General features: G+C 43.1%; 11 protein-coding genes and 1 riboswitch. Of the genes, 10 read left to right on the top strand and 1 reads right to left on the bottom strand.

The window, feature by feature from the left end; genetic code table 11:
* The first annotated feature begins 230 nt into the window (after nt 1-230).
* The 6 genes from MHB38_RS18335 to MHB38_RS18310 all read left to right on the top strand — a co-directional run bounded on the left by MHB38_RS18335 (nt 231) and on the right by MHB38_RS18310 (nt 6,159).
* Nucleotides 231-2,174 carry a BglG family transcription antiterminator gene (locus MHB38_RS18335; protein ID WP_341004138.1) on the top strand — a complete coding sequence of 648 codons (1,944 nt, stop codon included), beginning with the start codon at nt 231-233 and terminating at the stop codon, nt 2,172-2,174.
* A gap of 121 nt (nt 2,175-2,295) precedes the next feature.
* Nucleotides 2,296-2,601: a PTS sugar transporter subunit IIB gene (locus MHB38_RS18330; protein ID WP_007497889.1), complete on the top strand. Its 306-nt coding sequence runs from the start codon at nt 2,296-2,298 to the stop codon at nt 2,599-2,601.
* 14 nt (nt 2,602-2,615) lie between these two features.
* Complete coding sequence (gene celB / locus MHB38_RS18325) at nt 2,616-3,965, top strand: PTS cellobiose transporter subunit IIC (RefSeq protein ID WP_007497888.1); 1,350 nt, start codon at nt 2,616-2,618, stop codon at nt 3,963-3,965.
* A 26-nt stretch (nt 3,966-3,991) separates the two neighbouring features.
* On the top strand, nt 3,992-4,318 hold the full coding sequence (locus tag MHB38_RS18320) for a PTS lactose/cellobiose transporter subunit IIA (RefSeq protein WP_008345561.1): 327 nt from the start codon (nt 3,992-3,994) through the stop codon (nt 4,316-4,318).
* Nucleotides 4,315-5,643: a 6-phospho-beta-glucosidase gene (locus MHB38_RS18315; RefSeq protein ID WP_007497885.1), complete on the top strand. Its 1,329-nt coding sequence runs from the start codon at nt 4,315-4,317 to the stop codon at nt 5,641-5,643. Before MHB38_RS18320 ends, MHB38_RS18315 begins: the two co-directional genes overlap by 4 nt.
* A 117-nt stretch (nt 5,644-5,760) precedes the next feature.
* The gene (locus MHB38_RS18310) at nt 5,761-6,159 is read left to right on the top strand and encodes a hypothetical protein (RefSeq protein WP_008345555.1); all 399 of its coding nucleotides are present in this window, start codon (nt 5,761-5,763) and stop codon (nt 6,157-6,159) included.
* A 324-nt stretch (nt 6,160-6,483) separates the two neighbouring features.
* On the opposite strand, the gene MHB38_RS18305 is transcribed toward MHB38_RS18310, so the two are convergent.
* Nucleotides 6,484-7,575, bottom strand: coding sequence for a branched-chain amino acid aminotransferase (locus tag MHB38_RS18305; protein WP_008345553.1), 1,092 nt, complete (start codon nt 7,573-7,575; stop codon nt 6,484-6,486).
* A 359-nt stretch (nt 7,576-7,934) separates the two neighbouring features.
* Here MHB38_RS18305 and MHB38_RS18300 point away from each other — a divergent pair, with 359 nt between their 5' ends.
* The 4 genes from MHB38_RS18300 to MHB38_RS18285 all read left to right on the top strand — a co-directional run bounded on the left by MHB38_RS18300 (nt 7,935) and on the right by MHB38_RS18285 (nt 13,459).
* On the top strand, nt 7,935-9,362 hold the full coding sequence (locus MHB38_RS18300) for a DUF1565 domain-containing protein (RefSeq protein WP_099496937.1): 1,428 nt from the start codon (nt 7,935-7,937) through the stop codon (nt 9,360-9,362).
* Between the two features lie 117 nt (nt 9,363-9,479).
* Nucleotides 9,480-9,589: riboswitch (SAM riboswitch) on the top strand.
* Between the two features lie 172 nt (nt 9,590-9,761).
* Nucleotides 9,762-10,880, top strand: coding sequence for a sugar ABC transporter substrate-binding protein (locus tag MHB38_RS18295; RefSeq protein WP_007497873.1), 1,119 nt, complete (start codon nt 9,762-9,764; stop codon nt 10,878-10,880).
* Nucleotides 10,881-10,952: 72 nt separating this feature from the next.
* Entirely contained in the window at nt 10,953-12,449 is a 1,497-nt protein-coding gene (locus tag MHB38_RS18290; protein ID WP_057078886.1) for a sugar ABC transporter ATP-binding protein, read from the top strand.
* Entirely contained in the window at nt 12,446-13,459 is a 1,014-nt protein-coding gene (locus MHB38_RS18285; RefSeq protein WP_017368303.1) for an ABC transporter permease, read from the top strand. The genes MHB38_RS18290 and MHB38_RS18285 overlap by 4 nt, the downstream gene beginning before the upstream one ends.
* The last annotated feature ends 21 nt before the right edge of the window (nt 13,460-13,480 follow it).

The following is a 13,480-nucleotide window of genomic DNA, read 5'->3' as shown; positions in this document are numbered from 1 at the left end:
TACACGGAGGTGTAACGCCTTTTTTTCATGATTTCCACAACAGCATCTTAGAAGAAGATTCATAGGTCATTAGATATGGTTGGATGTATAAATAGGGGCGTTTGTCATATAAATGAGTTGGCAATTTTTATTTCTTTTCAGTAGAATATGAGTAATGAAGAGAACTGTAAGCGTATACAACCTGTCCAAACAAGGCAGATTTTCCACCCTAAATGAAGGAGGCCGACCTAATGCTGAGTAAAAGACTGGCGCACATTTTAAGTCAGCTGATGGCAGCTGAGACTCCTCTCACGAGCGCTGCGCTTTCTGTCAGTTTACAAGTGACAAGCCGCACCATCCGAACAGACATCAAGGAACTGAATGAGCGTCTAGCCCCTTATCAAGCAGCTGTATCAGCTGTTAGGGGCGCTGGCTATGAGCTGTTGATCAACGATGAGAATGCCTTTCGCCGTTTTATGAAGGAAGAAGTCGAACAGGAAGAACCGCTTGCTGTTCTTCCAGAAGAGCGAGTTCGATTTATTTTGAAAAAGCTGCTTCTAGCGGAATCATATGTGAAGCTGGAAGACTTACAGGAGCAGCTGTTTATTAGTAAATCGACGATGAGTAATGACATGAAATGGGTCAAACGTAAGCTCGAACCCTTTGATCTGAAGCTGGAAGCAAAGCCGAATAAAGGCTGCCGGATTAAAGGATCTGAGATGAAAATCCGTTATTGCATGTCAGAATATTTATTCAATGAACGGCGTTCCTATCAAACCATGCTGAACACGGCGGTTACGATTTTGCCGAAACATGAGCTGGAATTGATTCAGAGAACCATGATTGATTATATCAACGAGGAAAAAATGAATCTATCAGACATTTGCATGAATAATTTAATTGTTCATATTGCTATTGCCTGTAAACGGATTAGACACGGAAACTATGTATCTGTGCTGCCTGAAGAAATCAACGAAATCCCAAGGGCAACAGAATACAAGGTAGCCAAAAAAATGGTTGAGCGTCTTGAAGGGTTGCTGGATGTCTCATTCCCACAAGAGGAAATCGTTTATATCACCATTCATTTGCTAGGAACAGCCAAAATGGTACAGTCTTTTTCAACGGGCGGTCAAAAACAAATTGTGGATGATGACACGAGCCGTCTTGTTCAGCTGATGCTGAAAGCCATTGATCAAAAATTGCAGCTGGATTTAGCGGGAGATGCGGAATTGCTGATTGGCCTCAGTTTGCACTTAAAGCCAGCGATCAATCGGTGTAAGTATGGAATGAATTTAAGAAATCCAATGCTTGATGAGATCAAAGCGGGCTATCCAATTGCCTTTGAAGCAGGGATTGTGGCGAGCAGGGTCATTGAAGAAGAGACAGGTTTGTCCATTCATGAAAATGAGATCGGCTATATGGCACTTCATTTTGGTGCGGCCTTAGAGCGCAGGAAAATGGAGATACCACCGAAGCGATGCCTGATTGTCTGTGCGTCTGGTGCAGGGAGTGCAAGGCTACTTCAAGATCGTTTGCGGTCACAATTTGGGTCGAAGCTGACCATTTTAGGAACAGCAGAGCTTTATTCCCTTCCGCATGTCTCTTTACATGCATTGGATTTAATTATTACGACCATTCCCATTCATATGGATTTACCGATTCCTGTCATTCAAGTGAACACGATTTTAGGAGGCAGTGATTTTTTAAAAATAGAAGAAGCTTTGACAAGTGAAACAAGAGTGACATTAGCCACGCAATATATGAAAAAGGAATTGGTCTTTACAAAATGCGCCTTTCAAACAAAGGAAGAGGTCATACACTTTCTCACGCAAAAGGTCATTGACATGGGCTTAGCGCCAGTAGAACTTACACAATCTGTGATGGAAAGAGAAGAGTCTGCACCGACTTCATTTGGGCATTATACAGCGATTCCGCATCCGATGACCCCGCTGACAGAAGAGACGTTTTGGGCGATCTGTACATTAGAAAAACCGATTATTTGGGGAGAGAAAAAAGTTCAATTTGTGTGCTTGCTTTGTGTCGAAAAAGAGAATGCCAAAGATTTAAAAGGCATGTACCGTCTGCTTGGAGAGCTTGTCCATCATGTGAAATTTATTCAGCACCTCATCACCTGTGACACCTTTGAAGACATGCTGGATGTCATGGATAAAAAAGCGCCTTCGTACAAGAACTAATGGTGTGATATTAACTTTTTCCGCTTCCTAAAGGAAAAAGTATGGGTGTTTATGAAAGCGGTTTCATAATATGATGAATGTGTAAAGAAAAGCTTCATACTTCAAAAAGGGGGCGTTTACAATGAACATTTTATTAGTTTGTGCAGCAGGTATGTCAACAAGCTTACTTGTCACAAAAATGGAGAAGAGTGCACAAGAACAAGGAAAAGACTATCGTATTTGGGCAGTATCTGGAGATGCTGCAAAAAATCATATTGATCAAGCCGATGTGCTTTTATTAGGACCTCAAGTTCGTTATTTATTACCGCAAATGAAAAAACTCGGAGAAGACAAAGGAATTCCAGTAGACGTGATTAATACCGTGCATTATGGCGTATGTAATGGTGCTGAGGTTTTAAAATCTGCTGAACAGTTAGTGAACGGATAAAGGGGGCGGAAGGGATGAATGGATTCAACCGATTTCTAGAAGAGAAGGTTATGCCGTTTGCAGGAAAGATTGCCGCTCAAAGACATTTACAAGCATTGCGTGACGGAATTGTTTTAACCATGCCTCTCATTATCGTCGGTTCACTGTTTCTCATTTTAGCCAACCTTCCGATTCCGGGATATAGCGATTTTATGGCAAGTGTCTTCGGAGCCGAATGGGCCACGAAACTATCCTATCCTGTGAATGCCACCTTTGACATTATGGCACTTGTTGCGACCTTTGGGATCGCGTACAGGTTAGCTGAAAAGTATGCAGTCGATGCACTGTCATCTGGTGCAATTGCTGTCGCAGCTTTCCTCCTAGCCACACCTTATCAAGTACCGTTCACACCTGAAGGATCAACAGAAGCTATCCTAGTGAATGGCGGTATTCCCGTCACACTGATGGGCAGTAAAGGGCTATTCGTTGCCATGATTATTGCCATGCTTTCCACCGAAATTTATCGCTTTATTGTACAGCGGAATATCGTCATCAAAATGCCTGATGGTGTACCGCCAGCAGTTAGTAAATCGTTTATCGCACTTATTCCAGGTTTTGTGGTCATCACGCTGATCTGGGTCGCTAGGCTTCTGATTGAGATGACACCTTTTGAGAGTATTCATAATATCATCACGGTCTTAATCGGCACACCACTATCCATTCTTGGTGGAAGCTTAGGCGGAAGTATCGTTGCCATCGGTGTGCAAATGCTCCTCTGGGCATGTGGTATTCACGGAGCCACCATTGTCGGAGGAGTCATGGGTCCGATTTGGCTCGGTGCGATGGATGAAAACCGTCTTGCCTTCCAAGCAGGAGAAGTGCTGCCGAATATTTTCACAGCGCAGTTCTTTGAAATCTTTATCAATGTCGGCGGAAGCGGCGCGACGCTTGCTTTGGTACTGACCATGATCTTGCGTGCGAGAAGTAAACAAATGAAACAGCTTGGCCGTCTTGCGATTGGGCCAGCCATCTTTAACATCAACGAACCGATCATTTTTGGAATGCCGATTGTGATGAACCCAATGCTTCTCATTCCGTTTATCCTTACGCCAATTATGATGATCATCACCACATATATCGGAATGAGCACAGGACTTGTAGCAAAACCGGCAGGGATCGCTGTCCCGTGGACAATGCCGCCAATCATTTCAGGCTATCTCGCAACAGGCGGGAAAATCTCTGGCGCGGTCATGCAGCTGATTAACCTTGCCTTGTCATTTGCGCTATACTATCCATTCTTTAGAATGTGGGATAAGCAGAAATTGAAAGAAGAAAATGAGCTTGAAGCAAAAGCATCAACAGATGAAAATGTTGTCAGCATGTAATAGAGGGAACAAGGGGGATGCGGCCGATGGAAATGGAACAAATTGTGTTTCAACTCATCTTGCACGGTGGTAATGGCAGAAGCTCGGCCATGGAGGCCATTACATGTGCAAAGCAAGGCAATTTTGATGAGGCGAAGCAAAAATTGCAGGAAGCACAAGACGCGTTAAATGAGGCGCATCACGCACAGACAGAGCTAATCCAAGGAGAAATCAGAGGAGAGAAAACCGACGTCAGTCTCTTGATGATTCATGCACAGGATCATCTGATGAACGCTATGACCGTCAAAGAGCTTGCAGCTGAAATCATTGAGCTCCATGAAAAAATGAAGCAATTCGGAGGTGTCAATTCATGAAAGACGGAATTAAAATTGTCACAATAGGCGGTGGATCAAGCTATACGCCTGAGCTCGTCGAAGGGTTTATTAAACGATATCAAGAATTGCCTGTAAAGGAGTTATGGCTTGTGGATATTGAAGCAGGTCAGGAAAAGTTGAACATCGTGGGTGCTCTTGCAAAACGTATGGTTGAAAAAGCAGGTTTGCCGATTGAAGTGCACCTCACCCTTGACCGCCGGGCAGCTCTGAAAGATGCGGACTTTGTCACGACACAATTCCGTGTAGGACTGCTCGAAGCCAGAGCCAAGGATGAGAGAATCCCGCTTAAATATGGCGTCATTGGACAGGAAACGAATGGTCCAGGCGGGTTATTTAAAGGTCTACGCACCATTCCAGTCATTCTAGACATCGTGAAGGATATGGAAGAGCTTTGCCCAGATGCCTGGCTGGTGAACTTTACAAATCCAGCAGGCATGGTCACAGAGGCGGTGTTACGCTACACGAATCTGAAAAAAGTGGTCGGTCTATGCAATGTGCCGATTGGAATCAAAATGGGCATTGCAAAAGCGCTGGATGTCGATGTCGAACGCATTGAAGTACAATTTGCAGGCCTCAATCACATGGTCTATGGCTTAGATGTGTATTTAGACGGGGTCAGCATTATGGATCAAGTGCTCGATGAATTAGGAAATCCAAATAGCCAGTGGTCCATGAGGAATATTGAAGCGAAAAACTGGGAGCCTTCTTTCGTCAAAGGCTTAGGGGTCATTCCATGTCCGTATCATCGTTATTACTATAAAACGAAAGATATGCTGGAGGAAGAACAAAAAGCGGCTCAAGAAAAAGGAACAAGAGCAGAGGTTGTGCAGCAAGTCGAGCATGAATTGTTTGAGTTATATAAAGACCCAGATTTATCGATTAAACCGCCGCAGCTCGAAAAAAGAGGCGGGGCTTATTACAGCGATGCAGCATGTAATTTGATCAGCTCCATCTATAATGATAAACATGACATTCAACCAGTAAATACAGTGAACAGAGGAGCGATTGCCAGTATTCCGGCCGAATCAGCGGTTGAAGTGAACTGTATCATTACAAAGGACGGACCGAAACCAATCGCGACAGGTGATCTGCCTGTGGCTGTGAGAGGACTCGTTCAACAAATCAAGTCTTTCGAGCGTGTGGCAGCTGAAGCAGCTGTGACAGGAGATTACGAGACGGCTCTTGTCGCTATGACCATCAATCCACTCGTTCCATCTGATGAAATTGCAAAACAAATCTTAGATGAAATGCTTGAAGCGCACCGTGAATATTTACCGCAGTTCTTCAAATCAGTAAATGCGTAAAATAAAATGGCCCCTTTATGGGGTCGTTTTTTATGATTTTTTCATATGGAAACCGGAGAAAGCAGTGTATGATAGAAAAAACAACATGTACTGCTTCAAAGAAAGGACGGTTAGAATATGGTGGCAATTGGGTTAATGCTTTACGGCTTTATCGTTCAACCTCTACTTAGTTACGGCACAGTGGTTTTGTTTTTGTATGGAATCATCGCTTCATTTATTGGCCTGATTCGGCATAGACAGGATGTGTGGATGTATGTTCTCCGCTTGCTCGTTTGTTTTACCATTCCAGTAACCAATCTGTTAATGTATTTCGCAACCATCGGTGGAGATGAAAGAGACTTTGATTTCCAGCCGATGCCGCCAGTTTATCATCTTGTTTTTATCCTAGAAATCATCATCGTCTTTTTACCAGAGATCTTTTTACTGATCGAGAGAAAGCGGAGTATCAAAGGGAAACAGTGGATATATGCAGGGGCCATTGTGGGGATAACGGTCTTGTTTTGGTGCACGATTTGATGAGAGGCTGATGGACATCTAAGTCTTTTTCGCCTTTTTGTTGCGCAACCTCTTTCGCCTCACTTTTACAAAAGTAATGGAAAGAACAAAGATAGAAATCCCGAGAAACTTAAATAGAAAACGGGTGAAGAACGGTGAATCGTCGAAACCTGTAGCGATGATGATTGATCCGATGCAAATCCCAAAGAACGCTAGTAAATAAGTAAAAAACATACCATCACTCCTTAAGTGTGGAATAGATCCACATTTTCCATTATGAGGGAGTGGAGGAGATAAAGAAACAAAAAAAGAACCCTTCATCAAATGAAAGGTTCTTTCGCTTGCTTATGCCTGCTTGACGACCGAATCGACTTCTACTGTCCAGCCGAAGATGTCTGGCTGAGTTCCTTTTTGGATTCCGGTAATCGCTTCGTACAATTTCTTCGATACTTCGCCTGTTTGACCATTTTGAATGACGTACGGCTGATCGTGATAAATTAATTCACCGACAGGAGAAATGACGGCTGCCGTTCCTGTTCCGAAGATTTCTTCAAGTTCACCTGACTGATGTGCTTCAATTAACTCATCAATTGAAATTTTACGTTCTGTCACAGGGATTTCCCAATGCTTTAACAGCTCAAGCACAGAATTCCGTGTGATCCCTTCTAAAATGCTGCCGTTCAGTTCAGGCGTCACGATTTCTCCGTTGATTTTAAAGAAGATATTCATACTGCCGACTTCTTCAATGTACTTTTTCTCGATGCCATCAAGCCACAGGACTTGTGAAAATCCTTTTGTTTCAGCAACTTGCTGTGCTTTCAAGCTCGATGCATAGTTTCCAGCTGTTTTGGCATTTCCTGTTCCGCCTTTAACAGCGCGGACAAATTCGTTTTCCACCGCAATTTTGACCGGATGGATGCCTTCTTTATAATAAGAACCTACTGGAGATAAAATGATGATCAGCTTGTAGGTGCTTGACGGTGCAACACCTAAATAGGGCTCAGTAGAAATAATGAATGGTCGAATATACAAAGAAGTGCCCTCTGCATCAGGTACCCAATCCTTATCAATGCGAATGAGTTCATTTAAGCCTTCTAAAACCGTTTCTGTATCAATTTGCGGGATACATAGGCGGTCATTTGATCTGTTTAAGCGTTCCATATTTTTTTCGGGACGGAATAAGAGAATCTTTTGATCCTCAGACACATACGCCTTCAAGCCTTCAAAAACAGATTGGCCATAATGATAAACCATAGAAGCTGGGTCCATTGGAATCGCCTGATAAGGAATAATTCTCGGATCATACCAGCCTTTATCAATTGAATAATCCATCACAAACATGTGGTCTGTGAAGATTTTTCCGAATTCAAGTTGATCAGATTGAGGTTTTGGTTTTTTTGTTGAACTAAGTTCAACGCGGATGGGTTGTTTTGGCATCGTAAATCTCCTTGCTGTTTGATTATTTGAAAATTCTAATAATATGAAATAATTATGATTCTATTCTATACCTTCACAAAATATTAGCAATAGGTTTTCTGGAATTCAGACAAGAAAAATCTGTTAAAGCGCTTTCCTCCTCTCTGTTGTGGTTTTACTGAAGTTTCCCCTTAGAAATAAAATCCAATTTCATTATTAACTGATTAATCTGACAATTTAAAAGCGATTTGTTTTCCTGTAAGATATTCTTTCAACCATACACCTTTTGACTAGTACATTGCAAGGGGCATTGCCATATTTTAATCCTCTTTTTTTTAACCGATAAAGGTAGAAGAGAGTGGAAGGGAGCAAACAACGAGATGAAACGAATGATATCAGGCGCCTTATTGATTTTATTGATGACCGCCATTAGTTTTGGCTGTCAAGCGATGACGGAGGAGGCTGGTGCGAAGCAAGGTACTGCCTATTACGTCGCAACAAATGGGAACGACAAACATCCAGGGACAAAGCAAAAGCCTTTCCGTACGCTGAAAAAAGCGGCAAGTATCGCGAAAGCTGGGACAACAGTTTATATGAGAGGCGGTACATACAAAGAGAAATTGATTGTCCGCCATTCTGGAACAAAGAAAGCACCAGTTGTTTTTCAAGCGTATGGAAAAGAGAAGCCTGTCATTAGCGGAGCATCTCTTAAAGGAAATCAAGCAGACGGTGGTCTTGTGAAGATTGATCAAAAAAGCTATATCACCCTGAAAGGGCTGACAGTCGGTCATATTAAAACGAATCAAGAAGATGTGACACCCATCGGTATATTCATCACAGGCAGCGGCAAAGGCGTCAAACTGCTTAACAACCGTGTGTACGACATTCAGACGACACATCAAAATGGGAATGCTCATGGCATTGCGGTCTATGGAACGAAAGCACCTGCAGCCATTGAAGACATCGAAATCAAAGGAAACACTGTGGAAAAGTTAAAGCTAGGTTTTAGTGAAGCCCTTGTGCTAAACGGAAACGTTAAAAAATTCCGCGTGACACATAATACAGTCCGGCATACGGACAATATCGGGATTGATTTAATTGGTTTTGAGAATGTCGCACCTTCTAAAAAGTATGATCAAGTGAGAAATGGTGTCGTATCTAGAAACAAAGTTTATGAGATTACGAGTGTTGGGAATCCAGCGTACGGCAAGGACATCTCCGCAGGAGGAATCTATGTGGATGGCGGGAAAGACATCGTGATTGATCATAACATTAGCCATCATAATGACCTTGGGATTGAGGTCACAAGTGAACATAAAGGGAAGATGGCCGAACGCATTCGCATTGAGCACAATCAAGTATATTTAAATCGTTATACAGGCATCTCCATTGGCGGCTATGACAAGAAGCGGGGCGGAACCACAAACACGACCATCTCCCATAATATTTTGTACAAAAATGACACAGCCGGCTTAGAAGGCGGTCAATTGCTCATGCAATATCAATCGGTGAACAATCGAATCACGAATAATATCATGACAGCCAGTGCTTCGCATTACTTAGTCGTGAATCTCTACGAAGTGAACAAGAAGAATACATTCCAAAAGAATGTCTACGATGACCGCAAAGGTGCAAAAGCCTCACAGTGGGTATGGCGCGGGAAATGGCTGGAAGGCTACAAAACGTATCGCTCGAAAAGCGGTCAAGATAAAGGTTCAGCACACCTCAATCCCCAATTTGTGAATGAGAAAAAATATGATTTCCGTCTTAAGGCATCATCACCTGCTAAGAAAATCATCGGCAGTTAAACAAGGCATTCGGTGCAAATGATCATTTTAGAAATTTTCAAAAAAGTCATTGACATTGATGAGACATCACATTAAAGTAAAGAAGACATTTCAACTAAAACAAATTTCATAACGGATCTCTTATCAAGAGAGGCAGAGGGACTGGCCCTATGACGCCCAGCAACCGTTTCTATCTAAGAAATTGGTGCTAATTCCTGCAAAGCTGTTACAGCTTTGACAGATAAGAGAGGAAGACTTCCCGATACATGTTTCATGCAACGGTGATCAAGCCTCTCTTTATCAAGAGAGGCTTTTTTGATCTCTTTTTTTAGAATCAAAAGACTGGGTTCACAGGCATATTTCCACTTTTTTACCTAGTTTTCCGATGTGAAAAATAAAACAACTTGAGGAGGAACAGCAATGAAACGTAAATATTGGACATCATCTCTTGTATTATTGACGGTCCTGACCGTGCTATTATCTGGTTGCGGTACGGGATCAAGCGCAGGCTCAAAGGCTAATGCAAACGAAAAGGTCTCCTTTGACAATGTCCCGAAGCGATTTGCAAAAGGACAGGGAGCAAAAATTAAAGTCATCCGTAAAATTGGCGGGGACGATCATACTGCTCAGTTTTTAGCAGGAACGAAGGCAGAAGGGGAAGCGCTAGGCTTTACAGTAGATGTCTACACGGCAAATGGTGATACGGCGAAGTTTCATGATGCCATTTCTCAAGCACTAGAAGAAAACTATGATGGCTTTATCATCTCTCATGGGGATGATGAGGCGACAGTTGCTGATGTGAAGAAGATCACAGCGAAAGGCATTCCAGTTGTGGCGTTTGATTCAAATCCGAAGCTGAAGGATATCAAAGGAGTCACAGTGACGTCTCAAGATGACGAGCAATTAGCGAAAAAATCATTAGATGCACTCGTGGCTGATTTTAAAGGGAAAGCAAATATTGCGTATCTTTGGGTAGACGGATTCCCTCCAATGGTGAGACGAAACAAGGTGTACCAAGAAACGCTCAAACAGCATACAGGGATCAAGGAACTTGACCGATTTGGCGTTGCGGCCTCTGATACATCAGTTCAAACACAAAATGCGGTTGCGGCGATGCTGAATAAATATCCAAAGGGTAAACTGGATGCGATTTTTGCGACGTGGGATGCATTTGCGATTGGTGCTGCAAGAGCTTTAAAAGAAGCGGGGAGAACCGAAGTGAAGATTTACGGTATTGATGTATCTAATGCCGATCTCCAAGAAATGACTGCGAAAGACAGTCCTTGGAAGTACACTGCCGCTGTCGATCCGAAGCTCATTGGTGCAATCGACGTAAGGATTCTTGCGAAGAAACTAGCTGGCGAGAAAACGCCATCTTCCTATGACCTTGAGGCCTCTCTCATTTCACAAAAGCAGCTTCAGGATGCAGGAAAGGCCATCAATATGGTCAATCTTGCAGATGAAGTAAAAGGATTCGGTTCTTCGACTGCTTTTGAAGAAGACTGGATGAAGACCTTGAAGAAGCATTATGCAAAATAAACAACGTGCACTCTCTTTTCATAGAGGGTGTTTCGTTTTTCAATTGACGATCAGGAGAGAAGGAGGACACCTATGACAACGCCGCTTGTTCATATGAAAAACATTTCGATTGAATTCCCAGGAGTCAAAGCGTTAGATCAAGCAAATTTCACATTAAAAAGAGGCACAGTCCATGCCCTGATTGGGGCTAACGGTGCTGGGAAGTCAACGTTAATGAAAGTTCTCTCTGGTGCTCATTCACATTTTGAAGGAAGCATCCACATCAATGGCGAGGCGGCGACCATTCATACACCGAAGGATGCGGCCTCATACGGTGTGCAGACCGTCCATCAAGAAGTGGATACAGCTCTAGTGCCATATTTAAGTGTTGGCGAAAATATGATGATCCATGAAATTGAGAAAAATCCATTCGTCCGCTGGAAAGAGATTCACCGCAAGGCAGCACAGCTGTTAAAAGAGATGGACATTGACATCTCGACGAAGCGTCTTGTGAGTGATTTGACACTGGCAGAAAAACAAATGGTGCTCATTGCCAAGGCTGTGTCGATCAAATGCAGCATTTTAATTTTAGATGAACCAACCGCTCCACTTAGTCATGCAGAAACAAGCAAGCTATTCTCAATGATTCATCAATTGAAAAAGAACGGCACAGGCATCATTTTTATCTCGCATCGCATGCCAGAAATTTTCAACATCTGTGATGAACTGACTGTGATGAAGAATGGAACCGATGTGGCGGCGCACCTCATTAAAGAAACCGATCCAAAGCAGGTCATTGAAGAAATGCTTGGCGCGCCATTAGAGGATCAATTCCCATTCCGTTCACCGCTTGAGGATGCACCGATTGTGCTTGACGTGAAAGAGTTGCATGACCAGCATAAATTAAACAACATTCATCTTCATGTGAAAAAAGGAGAAATTCTCGGGATTGCAGGACTAGTCGGTGCTGGTAAAACAGAATTGTGCAAAGCCCTATTCGGCGCCTCAGAAAAAAAGTCAGGCACTGTGCAGCTGCATGGTCAAACCATTCATATCAAGTCGCCTCATCACGCCGTGAGAGCGGGTATTGCCCTTGTGCCTGAGGAACGGAGAAAAGAAGGGATTCTAACAGAAGAAACTGTTGGATGGAACGTAACAGCTGCAAGTCTACGTTCGTTTACACGGCCGTTCAGCTTCTTACATCGTTCTAAGGAACGGAAGGCAGCAGATGGAATCGTCAAGCGGCTTGGCGTCAAGACACCTTCTCTTGAAGCGAAGGTGAAGCATCTCTCTGGTGGAAATCAGCAAAAGATTGCGATTGGAAAATGGCTGTTGGCTGAGGCGGATGTCTATCTCTTTGATGAACCAACCAAAGGTGTAGACGTTGGAGCAAAAAAGGACATTTTCTCTCTCATTGCAGAACTAGCTGAAAGAGGAAAAGCGGTTATTTATGCTTCAAGTGAGCTTTCAGAAATTGCAGGAATCGCCGACCGAGTATACGTCTTATATGATGGCAGCATTGCCCGGGAAATGACGGCACCAATGACTGAAGAAGAGCTTTTATATCATTCAACAGGAGGACAATCATGAGTGAACGACAAGTTTCAGCCCCAGTTCAACAAATCAAGAAACAGCGGCCATCCTTTCATCTGTTTGATTTCTTTTATCAATATGGCACCATCTTAACGATTGTCGTATTGATTGTTGTCTTTGCGGCAGCCAATCCGGCATTTTTACAGTCAGGAAATATCATCAATATTTTACGATCGATCTCGATTGTAACCATCATTGCGGTAGGGCTGACGATCTCACTAGCAGTGAATGGCTTTGATTTATCTGTAGGCTCAGTTGCAACGTTATCAAATGCAATAGTGATTTCCATGTTTGTATGGTTCTCGCAAAACCCACTCATTGCGATCCTTTCTGCGCTGGCGGCTTCTCTTATTGTCGGTTTGCTGAATGCTTGGATGATTGTCAAAATGAAGATTCCAGATATGCTCATGACACTAGCCATGATGTTTATCATTCAAGGGCTCGCACAAACCTATACGAAAGGTGCGACCATTTCTGAAAATATGGTGCTGCCTGATGGCACTTTTTCAACTGGCACCATCCCTGCCTTTTTCAGCAAGATTGGGCAGGTCCCCTATATCATTTTGATTATGGCGGCCATTGTGCTTTTTGCACATGTTTTTATGACTTACACAAAGCATGGGCGATTGATGTATATCATTGGTGGAAATAAAGAAGCCGCTCGATTATCTGGTATTCATGTGAACAAATACAAAATCGCAGCATATCTGTTGTCTGCCTTATTTGCGGCGATCGGTGGTATCGTGCTGGCATCAAGGGTGATGACAGCAGAAATTAACGCAGGAACGCCATATTTAATGGATGGGGTAGCTGCTGCTTTTATTGGGTTTTCAGTCATGGGAGCAGGTAAACCAAACGCATTCGGTACGTTTATTGGTGCGGTGCTCATCGGTATTTTGCAAAATGGACTTGTGATGATGTCTGTCCCGTATTATGCAATGGATATCGTGAAAGGATCTGTGCTTGCACTGGCACTCGCGCTGACTTATTACAAACAACGGGGGTAAGATGTACTTTTTTAAAACCAT

This window comes from Bacillus sp. FSL K6-3176, assembly GCF_038003325.1.
Taxonomy (GTDB): Bacteria; Bacillota; Bacilli; order Bacillales; family Bacillaceae; genus Bacillus; species Bacillus altitudinis.
The sequence above is the reverse complement of the archived record's forward strand: the minus strand, read 5'-3'. Positions and strand labels throughout refer to the sequence as shown.

Bases quoted from the DNA above. Each gene is read 5' to 3' on its own strand.
- MHB38_RS18315 (WP_007497885.1), top strand. From the start codon at position 4,315: ATGAAAGACGGAATTAAAATTGTCACAATAGGCGGTGGATCAAGCTAT.
- MHB38_RS18285 (WP_017368303.1), top strand. From the start codon at position 12,446: ATGAGTGAACGACAAGTTTCAGCCCCAGTTCAACAAATCAAGAAACAG.
- MHB38_RS18290 (WP_057078886.1), top strand. From the start codon at position 10,953: ATGACAACGCCGCTTGTTCATATGAAAAACATTTCGATTGAATTCCCA.
- celB (WP_007497888.1), top strand. From the start codon at position 2,616: ATGAATGGATTCAACCGATTTCTAGAAGAGAAGGTTATGCCGTTTGCA.
- MHB38_RS18310 (WP_008345555.1), top strand. From the start codon at position 5,761: ATGGTGGCAATTGGGTTAATGCTTTACGGCTTTATCGTTCAACCTCTA.
- MHB38_RS18305 (WP_008345553.1), bottom strand. From the start codon at position 7,575: ATGCCAAAACAACCCATCCGCGTTGAACTTAGTTCAACAAAAAAACCA.
- MHB38_RS18300 (WP_099496937.1), top strand. From the start codon at position 7,935: ATGAAACGAATGATATCAGGCGCCTTATTGATTTTATTGATGACCGCC.
- MHB38_RS18335 (WP_341004138.1), top strand. From the start codon at position 231: ATGCTGAGTAAAAGACTGGCGCACATTTTAAGTCAGCTGATGGCAGCT.
- MHB38_RS18320 (WP_008345561.1), top strand. From the start codon at position 3,992: ATGGAAATGGAACAAATTGTGTTTCAACTCATCTTGCACGGTGGTAAT.
- MHB38_RS18330 (WP_007497889.1), top strand. From the start codon at position 2,296: ATGAACATTTTATTAGTTTGTGCAGCAGGTATGTCAACAAGCTTACTT.
- MHB38_RS18295 (WP_007497873.1), top strand. From the start codon at position 9,762: ATGAAACGTAAATATTGGACATCATCTCTTGTATTATTGACGGTCCTG.